The following is a 21,377-nucleotide window of genomic DNA, read 5'->3' as shown; positions in this document are numbered from 1 at the left end:
AACGACTTCGATTATGCTGGTTTGCAACAATTGCGGCACGATCAACAATAGCGACGCGACCACATGCGCGCACTGCCGGATCAACGGCCGGTTTTCGCAGGCTCCGGATCCGGAAGCAACTGTGGACGAGATGCCGGAGAAACAATGCCAGAATTGCGGAACGCTGATCGGCGCTCACTTACCCAAATGCCCGGAATGCCGCTTTCCGGTGCGGGAAGCGGCAAATGTAAAGCAGGCAGGAGGCTTTGTAATGGACAAAACCTATGTGCTCGGCAGCCTGAAAGCGGGATGAGATATTAAGCTAAACGATTTCAAATATGGCAAGAAACCGGGAACCTCAGATTTTCAATATATCATTTCTGGATGTGATTTGCGGGGCGCTTGGAGCGGTGATCTTTCTGTTCATTGCCGTTCCCAAAGGCGGCTCGTCGCCCGGAAAGAAGCAGCAGGTAAGTATGTCGTACGATACGGTGCACAACCAATTTTTTGCGACGATCAGCGACAGTTTAAAGACAAAACGGCCGGGTGATACTTTGCTGGTGGTTTTGACTGATTACAAACCAATGCCTGGATTTACCGAATGCCCCGAATGCACCGATTGCCCTGAACAAAAGACAGTTGCCGACGTAAGCACTTACAAATCGCCTGCGCCTGTTCCGAAGGCCGAATCAACCAAAGATTCGGTAGCAAAACCGTCAATAGCGTCTGAAACCAAGCCGGACGATTTCAAAAAAAGCAAATACCAGGGCGATCCACCGGGCGTGCCTTGCAAGGTTTCGTTCGAGATCAGCTGGGCAGATCTGGGTGATAATGTGGATTTGCTCGTTTGCAAAAACAACAAATGCGTCTCTGGCGGTGCCCGGGAAATAAAGGATATCGGCCAGTGGGACAGTGGGAAGTCCAAAACAAAATTTTTCGGCAGCGACCTGCGCACAACCCAGGAGGCCGTGCGGCAATTTGACAAAATACTTCCCGGAGAATACCAGATATACGCGGTTTTTAAGGAGAGTACCAAAAACAATACCTCCGTTTACGTCCGCGGACTAGTGTATTCGAAGAGCCCGGAAGGGGAAGAAAAAGGCGAACCGTTTTCGGCCACTTTACAGCTCAGCGCGCCCCGAGTGCTCGTGGCGACGGTTTCCATGCAGGAAAACGGCGAATTCAATCTGACAAAAAATTAAAAATTATCCACTCACTCCGTTTTTAGGCGGCTCATTTTATTTGTTATGAACAACAAAAGATTATATCATCTCGGGATCAGTCTGGTGGCAGCGGTCATGCTTTGGTTTGCCCTGATATTGCTCGCGTCGATTACTTCGGGGCCGGGGCTAAAACGCTTTTTTGAGGCTTTCGGTGGTTCTTTCGGAGGTTTTGTTCACGCTATCATTTATATGGCGTTCATATTCGGGGTGCTGGAAATATTGGAATACCAGCGGTTTTTGAAGAAACAGAATGAAGGTTTTAAACTTAACCTGTTGCCGGTTCAGGACCAACTTATCCTGTCGCCCGACGAAGTTGCGCGCATTAAGCTTAATGTAATTGACCTGGAAAAACACGGTTTCAGCTTTCTGCTGACCGATTTTGTGAAGCGGGCCTGCACGCAGTACCGCAATAACCAGTCTATCGGGGATACTTTGCACGTACTTACGGCGCAGATTGATAATAGTAAAACGGAGATGGAAGGGCGGCTGGAAATGGCGCGGTTTCTGATCAATGCAATCGCGTCGCTGGGTTTTATCGGTACAATTCTCCACCTGGCGGGCTCCATCGGGCTTTTTCACCTTGCGAAAACCGAGGAAGGCATGCCGCTCATTACCCAGAGTCTGAACGTATCTTTTGACACCACTTTTATCGCATTATTTCTCGGGCTGGTGCTCAGCTATTTTTACCACCGCTACCTCGAAGAGCTCGATACTTTTTATTCGAGATCAAAATCCTACATCATCGATAATCTGATCAGCCGCATTTACCACCCTCAATAAACCTGCATTTCGTCCACATCAAAACTGGTAATCATGAAAAAATTGAGAAAAAGAAGCGCAATACTATTCACCGCCCTGGTCAGCTTTTGCTGCGCCTGCCAGCCGGAAAGCATTGACACACTCACCGGGAAGCTGGGAGATAAGGGTTCTGTCAACGAATGGGTTTACAGTATGATGGCCGACGCCTACTTCTGGTACGACGAACTGCCTGATCAAAAGCAACTTGATAGCTCCGCCAGTCCGGAGGAATATTTCAGCAAACTCGTTTATCAACCGCAAACTTACGATCGGTTCTCAATGCTCACGGCCGATATTGACGCTTTGCAGCAGCAATTTAATGGGCTCGTTACAGCATTCGGTGTGAGCTATGTGCCTGCGTTTATTGATGAGGGAAAACAAAATGTCGCCTTGTTTGTAAGCCACGTCGCGAAAGATAGTCCGGCGGACAAGGTTGGATTGACGCGGGGGGATATTATCACCAAAATCGATGGCAGCCAGCTTACGAAAGACAACTATAACTCGCTGATGAGCTCCAAAGAATCTGCGAAAATGACGCTAGGCGCTATTGAAAATAACACTTTGCATTTGGATAAATCAACGGTGAGCATTACCAAAGCGGCACTTGCGGCCAATCCTGTGGCTTTTTCAAGTGTGATTTCAAAGGGTGGCAAAAAGATCGGCTACCTGGTTTACACACAGTTCGTGCCGGGAACGGATGCAGACAAGCAGAAATATGATAATGAACTTCGTTCTATTTTTGGTCAGTTCAAATCGGCGGGGGTGAATGAGCTGGTGCTTGATCTGCGGCTGAACGGGGGCGGATATATGACTTCTGCGGTTACATTAGGCTCACTGATCGTCAGCAATGCAGGCGCGGCTGATATCTTTTACAAAGAACAATGGAACGACAAGTATATTAAATACTGGAAAGAAAAAAATGGCCAGGATGCATTGAATTACAAATTTTCGCAGGAAAGTAGTAACATTGGAAACCGCCTCGACCGCGTGTATGTACTTACTTCCCGGGGCACCGCCTCTGCAAGCGAGCTAATTATCAACGGGTTGAAGCCTTATATGCAGGTAGTTACGATCGGTGCGAATACTGCGGGGAAGAATCTCTTCGGCAGTTTGATCGGGGACGAAAAAAAGCGCTGGAAATATGGTATCTATATGATGCTGGGACAAACGACGAATGCAGATGGGGAGTCGGATTACGGGACGGTTGATGGGATTACGCCTACTCGGAAAGTAGAAGATTCGTCCATGCCGTTTTTGCCTTTTGGTGATGAAAACGAAACCTTGCTGAATGCCGCATTACAGGATATGGGTGTATCAGCCGGCCCGAATGCAAGGATCGGCGCTGTGAAACGAATGGAGAGCGCAAGTCCGTCGCCGCTGAAAGATACCCCGGCCGCACTCGACGGAATCATGTTGCGCAACCTGCCCTGACTTTGAAATTCAATGAGAAAATATCTTTTATTAATGCTTATGGTCTTGATTTTCAGCCCTGCCCGGTCACAAGGCGGGGCTGGAAGTTATCCTGATAGTCTGAAAAATGTCCTGAAACAAAAGCTGCCTGAGGCTGCAAGGGTGAGAACATTACTATTGCTCTCCGACCATTTCAGCGACAAGGATACGGCGGTTTCGCTGCAATATGTGCGGCAAGCTGCGCAGCTCGCCAGGCCCGGTTCGTACGAAGAAGCAATGACGGAATTTTACAGGGCAGGAGCCTATTTCGACACAGATTTTGACAAAAGCAAAGCGGCTTACATGCGCGCTGAGCAGCTTTTCAGGAAGTTCAAAGGTAAGGAAGCATTGATTTTCAGGTCGCGGGCGTGGCATAATTTCGGAGCGATTGAGCAAAGGCTGGACAATGAGAAGCGGTACGCGGAAATCCTTATCGAGCACGCCATCCCGCTGGCCAAACAAGCCGGCGACAGTGCGCGGGTGATAAGTAACTACCGGAATCTGGGTATCATTTTTTCAAATCAGCTGGATTACAAAAAAGCCGAGGAATATATCAATCTGGCGATCGCGACACTCCAAAGGCTCGATTCGCGGTCACTGGAGCTGGCCGATGCCTATATTTTCGGGGCAAAAAATTACATATACCTCAAAGAATACCCGCCTATCCGGCCGATGCTTGATAGTGCGAAGGTTATTATTGCACGAAATCCGGACCTGCCGCACTACTGCGATTACTACCAGGTTGAAGGTATGTATTATTCGCGTTTGCGACAGTTTCAGGCTGCGTTGCGAAGCTTTGACAAAGGTCTCGCCCAGGCGACGAAACTTAATCGTAATTATGAGTACCAGGGTATTATGCTGCAAAAGTATTTTACCTACAAAGCTATGGAGGATTATCCGCGGGCATTGAAGATCATCAAAGAGCTCGCTTTTCAGGAGAATATTTTTCCAAGAAACAAGAACAGGATACTCTACTTCTACGAGCTGGCGCAAACCACGGCCAAAACGGGAGATATGGCGAATGCTTACAAGTGGCTGAACCAATATGCCGAGCTCGCCGACAGTTCTTTTATGGAAAATTCCAAAACCGAAATCGCGGCGCTGGAAGCCAGGTACCAGTCTTCTGAGAAAGAGAAAAAGATCTACCAACTCCAATCAAAAAATGAAAAGGCCGCTTTGACCATTAAAAACAACCGTTTGCTCAACTGGCTGCTTGCGGTAGTTTGTCTGTTCCTGATGGCGGTAACAGTGCTTGTGCTGCTTTTTTACCGAAATAATAAGAGACTGTGGACACAAGAAAAGCAGCTGCACGAGCTGGAAATGCAGAAGATCAAACAGGATTACCGCATTTCAATGCTGTCGGCGATGCTGGAAGGGCAGGAGCAGGAGCGGACGCGGCTGGCACGTGACCTGCACGACGGGCTGGGTGGCTTGCTGAGCAGTATCAAGATCGAACTTTCGCAGGCACCTGTGGGGCAGGATGAAAAGTTGAAAACAAGTCTGGGCCGCACACTATCGCATCTGGACGACGCTGTGAATGAACTGCGGAGGATCGCGCGAAGCTTGATGCCGGAGATTTTGATGAACTACGGACTGGCGGAAGCGACCAAGGAATTTTGCAAAAACCTGAATGAAACGGGTATCAATCTCGTCTGTCAGGTTTTTAATTACAAAGATTCCATGCCGAAGGAAAAGCAGATCGTTCTGTACCGGATTATCCAGGAGCTGGTAAATAATGCATTGAAACACGCGGCCGCTTCGCAGATCCTGGTGATCATTCAGCAGAGCGGCGAGCGGTTATTTGTGACCGTGGAAGACGACGGCAAGGGATTTGATCCTGAAAAAATCAATGGAAAGGCAGGCGCCGGGCTATCTAATGTGAAGGCCAGGGCAGATTTTTTAAATGCAAAGTTCGAAATGCAGTCGAAGCCTGGAAACGGTACTTCGGTGACTGTTGAATGTGAAATTTAATTATGAAAGTATTCATTGTCGACGACCATCCTATTGTTTTGCAGGGACTGAAAAACCTGCTGGAAGCGCGTGAAGGTATAGAAGTTACCGGCATTTTCGACCAGGGAGAGCCCGCATTGCTGGCGCTCGCCACGTCGTTGCCGGACGTGATCCTGCTCGATGTAAACCTGCCCGATACGAGCGGCATTATCCTTTGCCAAAAGATAAAGCAGCGTTATCCTGCGGTGAAGGTGGTTGCATTAAGCGTTCACAATGAGAGGACCGTGATTATGGGGATCCTGCAAAGCGGCGCGAGTGCCTATGTGTTGAAGAATGCATTGGGCGACGATATTATTTCCGCACTCCACGCTGCTATGCAAGGCCAGACATTCCTGTGTGCAGGTACGCAAAAAGCGCTCAACAGCGGTACAGGCAGCGATTTGAAAGAAGTACCGAGACTTACCCGCCGCGAAAAAGAGATCCTCGAACTCATCGGGCGCGGCTATACTACCCAGCAAATTGCAGCCGATCTTTTCATCAGCACGCACACGGTCGAGAGTCACCGGAAAAACCTGATGGAAAAGTTTGAAGCTCCCAATACCGCGACCGTGATCCGGCTCGCCACCGAGTTTGGTTTAATGCAAAACTAAGCCCGCTTTCTCTACAATTTCTGGTTGTGCAATTGCACTTTTCCCATTCTCAAAAATAAACTTTTGAAGAATGTTACCTTTTTTGTACTTGTCATAATTATCTTTTGGTAGAATTTAATTTACATTTAGTGTAAAATTCCTACAAGTAAGATTGGTTTGTGTTAGATTGATTACGACAGAGAAATATCTATTCCCCGCAACGAATCCTCGTTTTATATTCGCGTCTTTACATTTATTAAAAGTTTAGTATGAAAAAACCAATACTTTTAAACAGAAGTATTTTAAGGATTTCTTGTATTTTATCCCTTACTTTTTACGCTTTCAGCGTGTCGGCCCAGCAACGTTACTTCGCGGTTTCGCTGGTGAACGAGAATGACAAACCCGCGCTCGATGTGATCGATGATGCCAAAAGCCTCGGTTGTAATGCCGTCGCTCTGACGGTTCAGTGGGGTGCTGTTCACGGGAAAATTTCCAGGATCCTCAAACAGGAAAACGGTAACGGATACAACGTCTGGAAGCAGTACGACGACCAGATCAAACGTGCGCTGCAACTCAATATGAAGATCGCGCTTAATATCGCCGTGAGTACCGGGGATGACGTAACCAACAGTGCGTCAGACCGTTTCGGCGTCGATACCGGTGATGGTTGGAAGAAGGAAGAGCGGATGGTAGTGGCCAATTACCATGGAGAAGAAGCCGTTTTCCAGAAATGGGGCGGCCCGATCAGGCCGAATATCAGTCTGCAATTTGTGATGACATCGCTTGCCTCGCAGTCTACCAAAGACCGGATCACCAACTTTTCAAGGGAAGTGATGGAGCGTTACAAATATTTGCAGGAAAATAACAACCTGCTGTATGTGAACCTCGTATATACCCGTCAGGGAGAAGGTGAGTTTGAAATGGGATCAACCAATTACCATTATGAAAACCCGATGGACCTGGCAAATGCACTGACAGATTATTCCCAGCCGATGGTAGCTGCGTACCGGGTTTGGTTGAGAGGAAAATATGGCGATATCTCTGCATTGAACTCTGCGTGGGGAAGCAACCACTCTTCATTTAACGAAGTAAATCCAAAAAAACCGTCGAACAGTACTTTCGAACAACCCGACGGGACTGACTGGTTTTTGTTCCGCACCTATACATTGAAGGAAACCAACCGGATTTTCAAGGACGCCGTTAAGGGGGTTAATTCCAATATTAAGGTGATTACGCACCACGGTTCGGTGTACGATAAACTCTCCCGTGCGAGAGGTACTTTACCCTTTAAAGATATTGGAGAAGACCTGGACGGGATTAAGATCAATGATGATATTCACTATGATCACCGTTTTGCGCTGGACTTGCTGCGCTCTAATCTACCGAACAGGATTTACGTAAATGAGGCAGCTTATGTAACTGGGGTAGAGTCTATTGTGAGACTGGCGGAAGAAAGTTACACGCACGGAGCGCAGGTAGTAACCCTGTTTTACCTCGAAAATGCGATGAAGTCGGAGGAAGCAGTTGCTGCGATCAAAAATCTGACCAACAACTGGGTAAAAGGCAAATCGGTGAGCAAACCTTCCCCTTCCAATTCCGATAGTTTTACCTTGTCCGATATGATCCGCAGAGACGGCTGCTACACAAACCGCGACGACTATTCAGGCGATTGCGATGCGTATAAGAACTGGCGGAATGCGTACGGGAACTCGGGAAACAAGCCGGTTAATATACTCGTGAATGATGATGTTACGACCAAAGGTTGTTTTTATAAAGACCTGAAACTTTCCCGCAACGGGGAGCAAGTGGCTAGTGTAGTTCCCAACAATGTCGATTACCACCTTACCGGCGACGATTGCCGGGTCATCAGTACTGTAAAAGGTAGCGGCCTATCCTCGGGGAACGAACCTTTGAGGGCGTCCGTGACCGTTGATAATCAGGTGAAAAGCCATGATGGTCAGCCTTATATTCAGCGTCACTGGAAGTTCACACCTGGTTCAAACGATGTCAATGCAACCGTTACTTTATACGTGAGTCAGGATGAATTCAATGCATTCAATGCAGTGAGCTCGCAAAACTTACCCCAAAATTCAGGCGATGCTTCCAACAAATCCAAGCTCCGTATCTGGCAGCGGGAGGAAGGCAGTAACCTGAGGACTGCGGAAAATACGATCGATCCGGCAGACCAGAACATTCGCTGGGATAGCGTATTGGCTTTGTGGAAAATCACTTTCAATGCAAACAACCTTTCATCCTATTATATCACGGCCGACAAAGCCGCGCCGCTACCGGTTACGCTTGTCAATTTCACCGCTGAAAAGAGCGAAAATAGTGTTCAGCTCAACTGGCAGACTTCCGAAGAATCGAACAGCGATCACTTCGCAGTTCAGCACAGTCCGGATGGAAAAATCTGGCTGAATATCGGTCGGGTTAATGCGGCTGTCAATAGCAAAATCACGCAGAATTATACATTTGCGGACGAAAAAGCATTCGCGGGCGATAATCTTTACAGGCTGAAAATGGTAGATGCGGACAGCACTTTTGCGTATTCCAAGATCGTTTCGGTGAAAATGGAAGGTGCAGAAGAGCTGGTACTTTATCCTAATCCAGTCACTGCCGGCGTAATTCACGTGCAATTTGCAGGGCAGGAGCCGGTGATCAATCTGACGGACCTGAGTGGCAGGGATGTGCGGGTAATTACTGAAAAAAATGCACCTAACAGACTGGCTGTCAAGGCAGGCTCCAAGCTTAGTCCCGGATTGTACATCCTCACTGCGACTTATGGTTCGCGCCAGGTGCGCCACAAAGTGCTTGTAGCCGCGCAATAGTTTTCCGAAAAAAATGCATTAACTTTTTAATCAATACAACCATTCGGTAACCCTGCGGCCTCTTTGATGTAAATCGGATATTTTATGAACCCGGAGGCGGAGTTGATTTCAGGTTGCCTTTTACATGACAGGATTGCGCAGCGTCAGCTATACGATCGCTATAAAAATGCCATGTACACGCTGGCGTACCGCATCACGGGGGATTTTGACGATGCAAACGACGTTTTACAGGATTCTTTCCTGGACGTGTTCCGCCATATCGACCAGTTTCGCGGCGAGTCGACACTTGGCGCGTGGATCAAAAAGATTGTGGTCCGACGTTCGACCAAGAAGAAGCGGATCGTTATCTGGGATAATATCGATGACGCGCCGGTTATGGGGGTAAATTGGGGTGAAGATGAAATCAATGCGTCCCATTTGGAAACGGCAATCCTCTCATTGCCAGACGGTTTCCGAACCATTTTTGTACTGGCGGAAGTGGAAGGTTACACGCACCGGGAGATAGCGGTGATGCTCAATATTTCGGAAGGAACTTCCAAGTCGCAATTGTTTTACGCCAAAAAGAAGCTGCGCGGCATGCTTTCCTGACTATGATGGAAGAAACAAATCACGATACTTTAAAAAAAGCACTCGCCAAACTGCCTGGTTATACGCCGCCGCCGGTAGCGTGGCTGGCGATTTGCGAGCGGCTCGAAGAAGCTCCTTTGCAGCACGCAATCACGCAGCTGCCCGGGCACGAGCCCGACGAAAAGCTATGGGAACTGATCGAGCGGAAAGCGCCGGGCCGGAAGCGGATATTCCACTGGCCGTACGCCGCGGCCGTTTTGCTGGCTGGTTTTATTGGGATCTGGATCTGGCGTGTCAACAGGCAGCCTGCCGTTTTTTACTCACAAATCGAGATCGATCAGCGTTTGCAGGCACATGATGTACTCGATACTGACGTGCAGTACGAAAAGTTAAAAGCCTATTGTGAAACAGAAACTCCGGTTTGTAATACCGGTGAATACAAGCAACTTAGCGCAGAGTTTGAAAATCTTCACGCTGCTTCCGCGCAGTTGCAGGAAGTGATCGGCCAATACAATACCGAGCCTGAGCTGGTCAAACAACTCAATAGTATTGAAAAGCAAAAAGCGGCAATATTGAACGAAATGGCGAAGATGATCTAAAAGTTCGGGCTATGAAGTCCTGAAACTAAACCACCGAATCACCGTCCGGATTACTGGTCAAAACCTCGCTCATATAATCGAAAAACGGGCGCATCAGGATAAAGGTCTGATTGGCATTTTTTAGAAAATCCGCTCCTGTCACTTCTTTATCAGTAAAATTTCGTTGCAGCAGAAACTGTTTGTAACGCAGCAAATCAATAGCCTCGTTGTTTGGATCAAAACCTTTTGGCGTCGTTTTAAGCTGTTCTCCGAGGAGCGAGCCGAAAGTTTGAGTGAAAGTTTTGTCTGAAATAATCTTTTTGAGCGGCGCCGGATCGAAGCTGATATCATCGCGGATCAGCTTCATGTCCCTCGGTTCAGGCGCCCAGAACCCGCCAGCTATAAAGCTATTGCCGGGTTGTATGTTGAAGTAATATCCTCCTCTTCTCAGCGCAGTCGCACGCGTAAAGCCGCCGCTCCAATTCGTTTTGTAAGGTGTTTTGTCCAGTGAAAAGCGGGTATCCCGGTAAATGCGATGCAGACTTTTCTTCCCCGAAACGGTTTCAATCACATCGTGCGCATTCATTTCACCCAACAATGCATCTGCAAAAGCTTCAATATGTAAGAGCTGTTCGAGGTACAGATCCTTATTTGCATTAAACCAGTCGCGGTTATTATTTTCTTTCAATGTATTTAAAAAATGCAGCGCCGAGGCAGGAATAGTAACGTTTTGTGCAGACATATAAAGAATAGGAAGCCGGTTTGTTCAGCGTTTGCCGAACTGCTTTTAAGGCAACAAAAAATATTTAAGAAAATTCCTTCCGAATTATGTGACCTAATGAATAGTGTTACGTCTAAATGGAAATCTGTCCGGCTTTCGGCCAATCCGGAGAGGTTGAGTGACATTCAATCACCAATCCATTTAACAAATGAAACACACATTACTTTCTTTTCTTTTTTTCTGTTTAATATGCTTTTCTCCGATCTGGGCGCAGATACCCAAAGATCCTGACGCGCCCGGGGACACGACCATTAGTAAACCCGAAGTTCCGAATGTAATCCAGGCGCAAAGTGCTTTTTCCGCCGTCATCCCGTCGTCGCCGAATGTGGCTTCATTTGGCAAATACATGGATATTCCCGTAAGTTACTACACCGGCACACCTTCCATTGCGGTTCCGTTGTACGTGGTCAAAAATGCGGATCTGGAACTGCCGCTCTCACTTTTCTACCACGGATCCGGCCTTCGGGTAGAGGAAGAAGCATCGCAGGTCGGGCTTGGCTGGGCATTGCAGGCAGGCGGCGTGATCCGGAGGCAGATCCGTGGGCGGGATGATCTGAAAAGCGACGGAAATGCTTGGCGGCGGTTGGTTGAACTTTCTTCCAACGCGGGTTTGGGGCTGTGTATCAACCTGTCGCAAGGGAATTACAGGATTTTTACGGCAAATAGTATCGGAGGTACTGCTACCCCCGCGGGCATTGAGCTGGCCGGTATTTTGTCCAATATGTCGGTTATCTCGAATTTTGAACCTTCTCTTGATACAGAACTGGACCTGTTTTCTTACGACGTGGCTGGATACAGCGGAAAGTTCGTGATCGAGCCGATCGCCGCGGGCCAGTTTGCAGCACGAAGTTTGACAAAAGATGCGGTGAAAATAGCGATCACCGGCGCTGTGCCCGCGCAATGGAATTTCCTGCTCACACTTCCCGACGGAACGGAGTATACTTTTGACCAAAAGGAAATTCAAAAGGTCATTGACCCGGGTATCAAGAAAACCATTAAATATCAGAATGCGGTCGAGTATGGCGGGTTGCTGTACACATCGGCGGCGGTGGAACATGTGAACGCGTGGTACCTCACAAAAGTCAGATCTCCCAATCGGGCAGCAAGTGACGTGATCAGCATTTCCTATTTTACGGGAGGCTATATTGGTCAGCTGCCAACTGGCACCGAGACATTTTACAGCACTAATAACGGTGCGGACAGCGATGCAAGTTTTCGCTGGCGGGTTTCGGAAGTGTTAAGTCAGGAAATTTTGCCAGACGAGATCACCTTCAAAAATGGTAAGGTTAAATTTTTTCGGAGCGCCCGCGAAGATCGGCCCGCAGGAAGTCTGAAACTGGACAGGATCGAAGTCCAGACTCCGGGCGGCGCGGTGATCAAAACGCTCGCCTTTGCCTACGAATATTTCAATAGTAATTCCAATGCACCTGACATTGTCAGGAAAAGGTTGAAGCTCCTGAATGTTCGTGAAAAAAGCGGCGCGAATCTGCTGCCCGGTTATCAGTTTACCTACAATACAACCACCAACCTGCCCGATAAAAATTCGTATCAGCAGGATTACTGGGGTTATTTCAATGGGGCGACGGTGAACGATACCAGAAATACGATGCTACCCTCGGATCAGGTGGTAGCAGGCGCGCAATTCAAATTGCCGGCTGCACTGCTCACCGGCGCCACCCGAAGTGCGAACGCAGCTGTTGTGACGGCCAATTTGCTCACGGACGTCACCTACCCGACAGGCGGAAAAACGACTTACGCCTGGGAGGCGAACACATTTACCAATGCACATATTCAAAACGTCATCGCGCCCGTGCTGGCGGTGCAGAATTTCATTGGTAACCCCGAAATTATTGGCGGCGGGACGCGGATCAAGAAGATTGAGCATAAGGAAGCAAATGGTAATGTGCAGAAACAGAGCCAGTTTGAATATCAGGATCCGGGTACTTCTCAGAAGACCGGCAAGTTAATGGCGCCGCTCACTTTTATGGAGTGGGTTGATGGCGGCGTGCTCTATTCGTCGGCCTGCCGCCACCCGATGGGCGCAAGTGCGCAGGGGAATCCGGTCGGTTACAATACGGTCACCACTTTTGACGGCGCGACGAGACTGGAAGACGGATACTCGGTTTTCAATTACGAAAATAAGGTCGAACTGACGGATAATACTACTTTCTGTATGACCTGGGGACAGGGTGGTCAGGCGCCGGTGTGCGCGGTGCAGCCCAGTTTGTGGTCGGTGGGTAGTTTCAATTGCAGCGCATACAGCGGGCCGGTGAATCTCAATAAGTCAGTCACCGAGTCGGGAATGCCCAATATGGTGCATTATTTGAATGGGAGTATCCTGGCAGAACTGCTTTATAACAGCCAGAATAAACCAGTCAGATCAGTCGCTTTCGCCTACGAATCCACGGTGGATAAGCTGGTGAAAGGTTTCAAAGTGAAAACTACGGACGGATTTACATTCGGTTTGAGTTATCAGATCGAGAGCGTCTGGAACCGGCTCAGGGAGAAGAAGGAGCTTACCTACGACGAAGACGGCGATCCCAGTCATTTCACTGAAACGATTTCTGAATACACCTATAACAATACGTATTTGCAGCCGACCAAAATGGTCACTACGGACAGTAAAGGCGTGACTTCGAAGGTACAGGTTGGCCAGTCGCAGGTTTACCCAAGACAGGTTGAAACGCTTTACAAATATCCCTTCGACCTCGCCGACGGAATTTCCACGGAAATGACGGCGAAAAACATGATTTCCGTTCCGGTAGAGACTTCGAAAAGACTTGCTGTTGTAAATGGAAATGCGCAGGTTTTCACACCCTTGCATTGGACCAAAACGACCTACGCGCTCACGCAGGGCATTTTTCACCTTCCCCAGCTGGTTCAAAGCAAATTAGGCACAGCGCCTTCGCCGGTGACGGATATGCAGTTTCTTTCCTACGACAATCGGGGGAATTTATTGACGTTTCAGGACAATGCAGGTTCGCTCACGAAGCTGGAATACTTCGGCGCAGGCGATTTTGGGAAGATGGATTGGGTAAAAAGCAGTACTACTTCCGAGGGGACATCTTCTGCGCAAACTACTGCATACAATTACAAACCGACGATTGGCGTCGAGCAAATTCAGGATCCAAATTCGAAGGCGATTTTTTACGAGTATGATGGGTATCTGAGGTTAAAAGGAAGCCGTAATAATAATGCAGCAGGCCCGCTTCTAGTCTCATACTGCTATAATTTCGCTGGGCAGGTCGTGGAATGTCCGCCGGTTCCAGTCACCGGAGTTACCTCACCGCCGCCGCTTGCATTGATCGGTGAGGAAGCCCTGCCGGTTACCTTGCTCACCTTCGATGCGGCGACCGAGGAACGCTCGGTATTACTCAGTTGGACCACCACAAGTGAGACAAACAGCTCGCATTTCGCGATCGAGCGGAGTGCGGATGGAAAACAGTGGCAGGAGCTGGGAACGGTTCCGGCGCAGGTGGAAAGTGATAGCAGCTGGTCGTATCTATTTACGGACAATTATCCATTAACGGGTGAAAATCTCTACCGCCTGCGCATGGTCGATCTGGACAGCACGTTCGCATTCAGCCGGATCCGAAGTGTCTTTTTCGATACAAATGGCGAGATCGTACTATTCCCAAATCCGCTCACGCTCGGCTCCGAGCTTCGTATACAAACCTCCGATCCTTCAAATATTCGTCAGGTTGAGATCATTGATACGGGCGGTAAACAGGTGCTAATTTCTCCCTGGAAAAGTACGATACCGGTAGCGCATATTGCTGCGGGGTTGTATTTGGTAAAAATCATTTACGCGGATGGAAGTGTCAGTCACCACCGAATTGTGAAGCAGTAATCGACTGCGCATTCCACAACGATCACTTACAATCCAAACCATCCGCAAAATGAACTATTCAAAATTATACCTGCTATTGCTGGGCTTTTTATTTGTAAAAAATACCCACGCCCAGCCCACCGGCAGCCAAAACTACATCCAGACGCGCACCTACAAGCAAACCGGCGCGGCGGCGGGCGATGTGAGCAAAGTATCGACGCAAATCCAGTACTTCGACGGGCTGGGCAGGCCGGCTCAGACTGTGGAAGTGGGCCAGAGCCCGTCAGGTGCAGATCTGGTCGGCGCTTCCAGCTACGACGTTTTGGGGCGGCTATCTCAAAAGCATTTGCCTTACCCGGCAGCTGGCAGCGGCGCTTTCCAGCCAAATGCGGCGAATGCGGCGGCAGGATTTTATCAATTGGCACCGGCTGGGCTGGATGCCGCTGACCTGGGCAAACCTTACCAGCAGACCTTCTACGAAAAATCCCCGCTCGGCAGGGTTACCGGCCAGGAGGCTGCCGGGAACAAAAGCGCGGCTTCGGTCACCAAACACAAGGTCAATGCAGCCAATCAGGTCAAACGCTATGATTTTGACCTAAGTAACAATACTTTATCGCAGGCCGGCCACTACGCAGCAGGGAGTTTATCCTGGATCAATGAAACCGACGAGGCTGGGAATGTGACCAATACCTTTACGGATAAGCTGGGCCAAATCGTCTGCAAGCAGATCGTCGCCTCAGCCCAGCAGACTCTTTCGACTTACTATGTTTACGACGACCTGGGGCTATTGCGGGCGGTTTTGCAGCCGGGCTATTAGGATAACCCTTCGCTTTCTGGGCAGGCATTTAGCTACGGTTACGATGATCGCGGCAGGAACATTTCCAAATCCATCCCCGGCGCAGGTACGACCGAGCTGGTTTACGACCGTTTTAACCGGCCAGCACTTTCGCGTGATGCGGGCCAGGCCGCGCGCGGCGTTTGGGGTTTTACCAAATATGATGGAAGAAACCGGCCAATTGCCACTGGCGAAATCGCCTCGAACCTAAGCCGGGCAGACTGGTCGGCCCAGGTGGATGTAAATACAGTGCACCACGAAGAGCGCAATAATGCACAAATAGTCGGCTATACCCTGGACAAAACAGCGCCGAAAACAGCTACAGAAGCCAATCTTCTAAATATCACTTTTTACGATGATTACGCTTTTTCCAAAGCAGCCAATCTGGCTTACAGTTCAGTCTACTACCCTGCAAATAACGCCAATGTAAAAGGCTACCCAACCGGCACCCGCGCCAGGGTACTTCCCGGAGCAGGAGGCACTGGCGCCTGGCTGACCACGGTCAATTACTACGATGCAGAATACCGGCCGTTGCAGACAGCCCGAGAGCTTTACGGATTGGGAGCAGCTGCGATTGAGAGGGTATCGACCCAATATCTGTATGATCTGGCGCCGGTAGTAGCAGCACAGAAAACCGAGCAGATTCTAGGTGGTAACAATACCAACACGCACGTTGCTACCTACACCTACGATCACGCAGACCGCCTTTTGAGCACGCATGAAACGGTAAGCGCGCCAACTGGTTCACACGAAGCTTACACGACCGCGCAGCGATACAATCCGCTAGGGCAGCTGTACACGAAGTGGCTGCATTCGAAAGACGGCAATTACTTTCTGAGAAAAACGACTTATACCCAAAACATTCGCAACTGGCAAACCTCAGCAAAAACTGTCTACAAAAAACAAAACGATGGCCCCGAGCTTGCATTCTTTGGCTACGGGCTGGCTTACCAGAAAGGGAACAGCTATACCAATGGCAACATCAGTCAAATGGACTGGCAGGACAAAGCACAGGCCGCAAAAGGACTAAGCTTCTCCTACGACGGCGCAAGCCGGCTCACCGGATCGGTTGGAGTTAATGGATATACTGACACCGAGCAGTCGATCACTTACGACCCGAACGGCAACCTGAAAACGCTCACCCGCGCCGGCTCAGCGCAGGACCAGCTGGTATATGTCTACTCAGGCAATAGGCTCACATCGGTGACCGACAACTCAGCTAGTAACACCGGAATAAAAGCCGGTCTAAGCAGCTACGCCTACGATGCAAGCGGCAATATGACCACCGACGGCCGCCGCAACGCGGTCATCACCTACAACCAGCTGGACCTTGCCAAAACCGTCAAGATCGGGGCAAAGACATTTAGTTACGATTATGACGCATCGGGAAGGAAGCTGCAATACACCGCAGACACGATCACGCTGCAATACGCCGGGATCTTCGAGTACCGGAAGGCAGGCAATGTAAGCAGCTTATACCGGGTGCAGCTTGCGGCTGGGCAAGCAGCAATAGTAGCAGGTAAACCCGTTTTTCATTATGCATTGAAAGACCATTTAGGCAGTACCAGGCTGGTTTTTGATGAAAAGGGCAGCACGCTGCAACGGACGGATTACTATCCTTTCGGGCTGAGTATTAATAGGGACGGGGCGGTGCCGAAAGTGCAGGATTGGGCCAGCCGGTACCTGTACAATGGCAAAGAGCGGCAAGTTGGAACAGGGTACCTGGACTACGGGGCACGAATGTATATGCCGGAAGTCGGCCGCTGGGGCACCACCGACCCTATGAGCGAGGTAGCAAGGCGTTTCAGCCCATACACTTACGGCAACGATAATCCGCTTATCTTCATCGACCCGGACGGCATGCAAAGCTGGCATTTCGAAGGAAAGGCGGCCGAAGAAATGTTCCGGCAGGAGCAGCGCGAGCAGGAGGACCGCGAGAAGAAGCGGGCGGAGAAGGACAAGCCTTTTGGGCTGCTGGCGCGAATGAAAGCGACGGGCTGGGAGCTTGGGCAGCAGCTGCCGGTGGTGGATGGGATTGAGAGTGATCATACGATTGAGTCGTTTGCAATGCCACTGGGCAAGCCAGTTGAATGGGCTGCGAAATTGATCCGGGCAAGTTGGTTGGGGAGGGTTGTTGGGAAGGGGGCTGCTGAGGGGGGTGAAGAGTTGTTTAAATTCACAGGTAAAGCTGCAAGTCATATGGCTGATAGGTCGAGAGCTATTCCCGTACAAACGATGGACGATATCTTAAAAGCTCCTATATCCGTAGTTAAAGATCCACAAGGAACAGGAGCACTAATGTATTACTCAAAAATGTGGAAGAACGGGACTAATTATAATGTTGAAATATTACATGATAAAGCGACTAATACCATAATGCATTTTAAATACACTCAGAAGCCGCTAGGTTCTTTGCCAGCTATAAAATAATATCAATATGTTCGAAAAAAGTGATAAACGAAGGCTATATCAGCTAATGGATATGTATTTGTATGATGAGATAAGCGCAAAAACGTTTAGTGACGAATTCTATTATTCATATGATTTAGAAGTCGATATTGAAAGTCTCGTTGAGATCGAGAAAGAGGCATTCGCAGAGTTAAGTAAAGTTTCTGATAGATTTTCTGAGTTTGAGGATGATCATCTGAAATTTCCACTAGGTTTTTTCAATGCATATAAATTGAAGCAGAAGATAATCGAGACAAAAGAAAAATTAAAAGAGCAAAGCCCAATATAATGGAGGTTAATACAATTGCTGATATTAACGGCAAGTTTATGTTTAGACAATAATTTTGACTTTAATGGGATTAGTCACCCAAAATTATAGGGAGCCTAACAAATGCTTCGATGTGACAGTTTTTGGCACGTGATCCAAAGTGGAAATTGCAACTTATCTCGATGCGATTTTGATTGGGCTTGAAGCTGGCACTTCGAAGGCAAAGCCGCCGAGGAAATGTTCCGGCAGGAGCAGCGGGAGCAAGAAGACCGCGAGAAGAAACGGGCTGAGAAGGACAAACCGTTTGGTTTGCTGGCTCGGATGAAAGCTACTGGCTGGGAGCCGGGGCAGCAGCTGCCGGTTGTGGATGGTATTGAGGTGGATCATACGATTGATTTCACTATCATACCTATTACCAAACCGTTAGAATGGCTTGTTAAGCCGCTTGTTGGATTGGTTCGGGCGCAGTGGTTGGCGAAGGCGGTTGGAAAGGTAAGTGATACCGCTGCAAGCCGTTTGGGCAAGACACCTGTAGGACGGAGTGGAAATATTCTAGAAATTTTGACCAAGAATTCACCCACAACAATAAGCGGAACGAAATTCACCGGTCATGCCCTTGATCAAATGCAAGCGAGGGGATTTCTTTCTCCAAGTGCAGTGTTAGATGTCATCAAAAAACCAACAAGTATCTCAGCAGGTAATACTCAGGGGACTACTGTATTTATTAAGGACAACTTGAAAGTTATTACGAATAAAGCTGGTCATATTATTACCGTTATTCCTAACTAAACATATATATGATGAGATTACAATCAGCAGAAGCATTATTGCAAGTTGATATACTTCGAAGAAGCTATCCAAATAGTCTAGATTATTGGGATGGTAATTGGCTTAGGTCAGAAATTACAATAAAAACGTCCGGACTTAACTGTTTTTATAGCACAAATCTTCGAGCTGACGACTTTCTCAAGTTTAGCGAAGGCATAAAAAATTTGATTACCAGTTTGATAGGGGAGGTTGAATTTCAAACAATGGAGGAAGGGCTATACTTAAAAGGTCAACTTGAAGCTACAGGTAATATCAAATGGGATGTGCTTGCAAAAACAGAACCTGGGGGCATCAGTTTGAGCTTCATTATGCTAACTGATAATGCTTCTATTGATGAACTATTGAAGGATATACAGAACACTTTAAGTAATTATCCTGTCATTGGTGGCATCAGTTAAGACTATTGTTAGACAACGGGATTATTTCTAATCAATAAACATAGGACGCAAAGGCACTTCGAAGGCAAGACCGACGAAGAAATGTTCCGCCAGGAGCAGCGCGAGCAGGAGGATAGGGAGAAGAAACGTGCGGAGACGGACAAGCCTTCTGGCCTGCTGGCGCGAATGAAGGCGACCGGCTGGGAGCCGCGGCAGTAGCTGCCGGTTGTTGATGGGATTGAGAGTGATCATACGATTGACTTCACAATCATTCCGATTGCGAAGCCATTCGAATGGTTATTTAAGCCGCTTGTTGAGTTGGTTTGGGCGCAGTGGTTGGGGAGGGTTGGGCCGAAGGAGGCCACAATTTATAGGGCCGTTTCGCAAGCCGAAGCAGATGACATAGTACAGAATGGTTTTAGAATGAAGGCAGGAGGGTATGAATCAGGTAAACTATTTGCTCCAACAATTCAAGAGGCCACTCAATTTGGTAAGTATAACTTTGGTTTAGATGGTATTCCAAATACTATCATTAGAGCCAGGGTTCCCAATAGGGTACTCAAAAATTCTATAACCTTTGGGGCAGATGGTATGAATGCCATTTCAATTCCGTCAAATCATTGCATTTGCTAAAAGGAACTCCGATAAATTATAGCCCATTAATCCGGTAATCATGAAAATAATTAAAGCCAAAATAAAATTGTATAAGGGTAAAAACAAAAGAAAGACACCATTCATTACTGGTTATAGACCTCTATTTCAATTTCTTGAAGGTATGAAGACATCAGGTCAGATCCGGTTATTAGATCAAGAATTCCTATTGCCTGGAAATGAAGCAGTTGTAGAGATTTATTTTCTTAATACAAAATACTTGGGGGGGATTTCGTAGTGGGGTTATCATTCAAATTTTATGAAAGTAAAGAACCACTGGGTGAGGGAAAGGTAATTGAAGTATTTTAAAATTGTAGTCCGTAATAACTTCATTTATGCCAGCGGCGCTGATGCTTGGGGAGGTATTTATTCATTGGGACAAATGTGGCAAAAGGAGTAGTGAGAACTGTATTTCGAGGATAGAACTTAATCAAGCAACGATTTATATTTAAATGAAATAACAATTTTAGAATAAAAATGGAGCAAAAGTTGAAACACATTATTATAGAAACAATGCGACGGGTCAAGTTTTTGACGTAAAGAAAAATACGATTACTGGCGCCAAAATGGCGTTGACGATCACAGAGTATACATTGGAATTCGATCTGACGGCTCTGATAGGCCGTGAAGTTGATCAGGACGAGTTGGTTGGGGAAGGTTGTTGGAAAGATTAAAAGTGGTCACACGATTTGTTTCCCGGTAATCCAATTCTTAATTACACAAATAGCCGATCAAAGTACGCCAGAATTTTTAATAGCTAGCCGTCATCTACCCCCCAATCACCCGTTCATAAATCTTGAAATTCTCCTCATCATAACAAACAAAAATTACCTTCTCAACCACATCCGATGCTGCAAGAAAATCTTTGACCGTTTTGACGGCTATTTCGGCGGCTTTTTGTTTTGGAAAATGGTAGATGCCGGTGCTAATGTTTGGGAATGCGATGGTTTTGATCTGATTTGCCGTAGCTAGTTTCAGGCTGTTTTGATAGGCGGAAGCTAAAAGTGATTCTTCATTTTTGTTTCCCCCGTTCCAGACTGGTCCTACTGTGTGGATTACGTAGCGGGCGGGCAGGTTGCCACCGGTAGTGATCACCGCTTCGCCGGTAGGGCAGCCGCCTTGCCGGTTCCTGATCGCCATGCATTCGTCGAGGATCGCTTTTCCTCCTGCCCGGTGGATCGCGCCGTCGACTCCGCCGCCGCCGAGCAGGGAAGAGTTGGCGGCATTGACGATCGCGTCAACTTCCATTTTGGTAATATCGCCTCGTTGTAATTCGATCATAGCCTCATTTTTTGGAATGTCAGTATTGTTATTGTCAGGACTTTCAGCTCCGAAAGTGGACTTTTCTTCGGAATAACT

General features: G+C 48.0%; 19 protein-coding genes. 17 read left to right on the top strand and 2 right to left on the bottom strand.

Features of this window, described 5'->3' with window-relative positions:
• Positions 1-13 precede the first annotated feature (13 nt).
• From KOD92_RS00195 to KOD92_RS00155, 9 genes are all read left to right on the top strand, one after another.
• On the top strand, positions 14-292 hold the full coding sequence (locus KOD92_RS00195; protein WP_215231510.1) for a hypothetical protein: 279 nt from the start codon (positions 14-16) through the stop codon (positions 290-292).
• A 25-nt stretch (positions 293-317) separates the two neighbouring features.
• A complete protein-coding gene (locus KOD92_RS00190; RefSeq protein WP_215231509.1) occupies positions 318-1,181 on the top strand; it encodes a hypothetical protein in 864 nt (287 codons plus the stop codon).
• 45 nt (positions 1,182-1,226) lie between these two features.
• Entirely contained in the window at positions 1,227-1,982 is a 756-nt protein-coding gene (locus KOD92_RS00185) for a MotA/TolQ/ExbB proton channel family protein (protein ID WP_215231508.1), read from the top strand.
• A 33-nt stretch (positions 1,983-2,015) separates the two neighbouring features.
• Positions 2,016-3,431, top strand: coding sequence for a S41 family peptidase (locus KOD92_RS00180; RefSeq protein ID WP_215231507.1), 1,416 nt, complete (start codon positions 2,016-2,018; stop codon positions 3,429-3,431).
• Between the two features lie 12 nt (positions 3,432-3,443).
• Complete coding sequence (locus tag KOD92_RS00175; protein ID WP_215231506.1) at positions 3,444-5,420, top strand: ATP-binding protein; 1,977 nt, start codon at positions 3,444-3,446, stop codon at positions 5,418-5,420.
• Between the two features lie 2 nt (positions 5,421-5,422).
• Positions 5,423-6,049, top strand: a complete 627-nt coding sequence (locus tag KOD92_RS00170; protein ID WP_215231505.1) for a response regulator — start codon at positions 5,423-5,425, stop codon at positions 6,047-6,049.
• Positions 6,050-6,297: 248 nt separating this feature from the next.
• The gene (locus KOD92_RS00165) at positions 6,298-8,856 is read left to right on the top strand and encodes a beta-galactosidase (protein ID WP_215231504.1); all 2,559 of its coding nucleotides are present in this window, start codon (positions 6,298-6,300) and stop codon (positions 8,854-8,856) included.
• 84 nt (positions 8,857-8,940) lie between these two features.
• Entirely contained in the window at positions 8,941-9,444 is a 504-nt protein-coding gene (locus KOD92_RS00160; protein ID WP_215231503.1) for an RNA polymerase sigma factor, read from the top strand.
• Between the two features lie 2 nt (positions 9,445-9,446).
• Entirely contained in the window at positions 9,447-10,022 is a 576-nt protein-coding gene (locus tag KOD92_RS00155; RefSeq protein WP_229254460.1) for a hypothetical protein, read from the top strand.
• A gap of 25 nt (positions 10,023-10,047) precedes the next feature.
• Here KOD92_RS00155 and KOD92_RS00150 read toward each other — a convergent pair whose 3' ends face one another.
• The gene (locus KOD92_RS00150) at positions 10,048-10,743 is read right to left on the bottom strand and encodes a DUF2461 domain-containing protein (RefSeq protein WP_215231502.1); all 696 of its coding nucleotides are present in this window, start codon (positions 10,741-10,743) and stop codon (positions 10,048-10,050) included.
• 187 nt (positions 10,744-10,930) lie between these two features.
• Between KOD92_RS00150 and KOD92_RS00145 the strand changes: the two genes are divergently transcribed.
• The 8 genes from KOD92_RS00145 (at position 10,931) to KOD92_RS00110 (ending at position 20,256) form a co-directional block, all read left to right on the top strand.
• On the top strand, positions 10,931-14,632 hold the full coding sequence (locus KOD92_RS00145; RefSeq protein WP_215231501.1) for a T9SS type A sorting domain-containing protein: 3,702 nt from the start codon (positions 10,931-10,933) through the stop codon (positions 14,630-14,632).
• Positions 14,633-14,681: 49 nt separating this feature from the next.
• The gene (locus tag KOD92_RS00140) at positions 14,682-15,428 is read left to right on the top strand and encodes a DUF6443 domain-containing protein (RefSeq protein WP_215231500.1); all 747 of its coding nucleotides are present in this window, start codon (positions 14,682-14,684) and stop codon (positions 15,426-15,428) included.
• Positions 15,376-15,657 (top strand): hypothetical protein, encoded by a 282-nt coding sequence (locus KOD92_RS00135; protein WP_215231499.1) that lies wholly within the window; start codon positions 15,376-15,378, stop codon positions 15,655-15,657. The genes KOD92_RS00140 and KOD92_RS00135 overlap by 53 nt, the downstream gene beginning before the upstream one ends.
• A gap of 23 nt (positions 15,658-15,680) precedes the next feature.
• Entirely contained in the window at positions 15,681-17,876 is a 2,196-nt protein-coding gene (locus KOD92_RS00130; RefSeq protein WP_215231498.1) for an RHS repeat domain-containing protein, read from the top strand.
• 7 nt (positions 17,877-17,883) lie between these two features.
• Positions 17,884-18,183 (top strand): hypothetical protein, encoded by a 300-nt coding sequence (locus KOD92_RS00125; protein WP_215231497.1) that lies wholly within the window; start codon positions 17,884-17,886, stop codon positions 18,181-18,183.
• Positions 18,184-18,399: 216 nt separating this feature from the next.
• Positions 18,400-18,951 (top strand): hypothetical protein, encoded by a 552-nt coding sequence (locus KOD92_RS00120; RefSeq protein WP_215231496.1) that lies wholly within the window; start codon positions 18,400-18,402, stop codon positions 18,949-18,951.
• An 8-nt stretch (positions 18,952-18,959) separates the two neighbouring features.
• Entirely contained in the window at positions 18,960-19,388 is a 429-nt protein-coding gene (locus KOD92_RS00115; protein WP_215231495.1) for a WapI family immunity protein, read from the top strand.
• 652 nt (positions 19,389-20,040) lie between these two features.
• The gene (locus KOD92_RS00110; RefSeq protein WP_215231494.1) at positions 20,041-20,256 is read left to right on the top strand and encodes a hypothetical protein; all 216 of its coding nucleotides are present in this window, start codon (positions 20,041-20,043) and stop codon (positions 20,254-20,256) included.
• A gap of 530 nt (positions 20,257-20,786) precedes the next feature.
• On the opposite strand, the gene KOD92_RS00105 is transcribed toward KOD92_RS00110, so the two are convergent.
• Complete coding sequence (locus tag KOD92_RS00105) at positions 20,787-21,299, bottom strand: O-acetyl-ADP-ribose deacetylase (RefSeq protein ID WP_215231493.1); 513 nt, start codon at positions 21,297-21,299, stop codon at positions 20,787-20,789.
• Positions 21,300-21,377: the final 78 nt, after the last annotated feature.

It is taken from the genome of Dyadobacter linearis (assembly GCF_907165045.1).
Taxonomy (GTDB): Bacteria; Bacteroidota; Bacteroidia; order Cytophagales; family Spirosomataceae; genus Dyadobacter; species Dyadobacter linearis.
The sequence above is the reverse complement of the archived record's forward strand: the minus strand, read 5'-3'. Positions and strand labels throughout refer to the sequence as shown.

Excerpts from the sequence above, each read along its gene's own strand:
- KOD92_RS00135 (WP_215231499.1), top strand. The coding sequence starts at position 15,376 with ATGTTTACGACGACCTGGGGCTATTGCGGGCGGTTTTGCAGCCGGGCT.
- KOD92_RS00115 (WP_215231495.1), top strand. The coding sequence starts at position 18,960 with ATGATGAGATTACAATCAGCAGAAGCATTATTGCAAGTTGATATACTT.
- KOD92_RS00190 (WP_215231509.1), top strand. The coding sequence starts at position 318 with ATGGCAAGAAACCGGGAACCTCAGATTTTCAATATATCATTTCTGGAT.
- KOD92_RS00125 (WP_215231497.1), top strand. The coding sequence starts at position 17,884 with ATGTTCGAAAAAAGTGATAAACGAAGGCTATATCAGCTAATGGATATG.
- KOD92_RS00165 (WP_215231504.1), top strand. The coding sequence starts at position 6,298 with ATGAAAAAACCAATACTTTTAAACAGAAGTATTTTAAGGATTTCTTGT.
- KOD92_RS00155 (WP_229254460.1), top strand. The coding sequence starts at position 9,447 with ATGATGGAAGAAACAAATCACGATACTTTAAAAAAAGCACTCGCCAAA.
- KOD92_RS00195 (WP_215231510.1), top strand. The coding sequence starts at position 14 with ATGCTGGTTTGCAACAATTGCGGCACGATCAACAATAGCGACGCGACC.
- KOD92_RS00140 (WP_215231500.1), top strand. The coding sequence starts at position 14,682 with ATGAACTATTCAAAATTATACCTGCTATTGCTGGGCTTTTTATTTGTA.
- KOD92_RS00145 (WP_215231501.1), top strand. The coding sequence starts at position 10,931 with ATGAAACACACATTACTTTCTTTTCTTTTTTTCTGTTTAATATGCTTT.
- KOD92_RS00170 (WP_215231505.1), top strand. The coding sequence starts at position 5,423 with ATGAAAGTATTCATTGTCGACGACCATCCTATTGTTTTGCAGGGACTG.
- KOD92_RS00110 (WP_215231494.1), top strand. The coding sequence starts at position 20,041 with ATGAAAATAATTAAAGCCAAAATAAAATTGTATAAGGGTAAAAACAAA.
- KOD92_RS00120 (WP_215231496.1), top strand. The coding sequence starts at position 18,400 with ATGTTCCGGCAGGAGCAGCGGGAGCAAGAAGACCGCGAGAAGAAACGG.
- KOD92_RS00105 (WP_215231493.1), bottom strand. The coding sequence starts at position 21,299 with ATGATCGAATTACAACGAGGCGATATTACCAAAATGGAAGTTGACGCG.
- KOD92_RS00180 (WP_215231507.1), top strand. The coding sequence starts at position 2,016 with ATGAAAAAATTGAGAAAAAGAAGCGCAATACTATTCACCGCCCTGGTC.
- KOD92_RS00150 (WP_215231502.1), bottom strand. The coding sequence starts at position 10,743 with ATGTCTGCACAAAACGTTACTATTCCTGCCTCGGCGCTGCATTTTTTA.
- KOD92_RS00175 (WP_215231506.1), top strand. The coding sequence starts at position 3,444 with ATGAGAAAATATCTTTTATTAATGCTTATGGTCTTGATTTTCAGCCCT.
- KOD92_RS00160 (WP_215231503.1), top strand. The coding sequence starts at position 8,941 with ATGAACCCGGAGGCGGAGTTGATTTCAGGTTGCCTTTTACATGACAGG.
- KOD92_RS00185 (WP_215231508.1), top strand. The coding sequence starts at position 1,227 with ATGAACAACAAAAGATTATATCATCTCGGGATCAGTCTGGTGGCAGCG.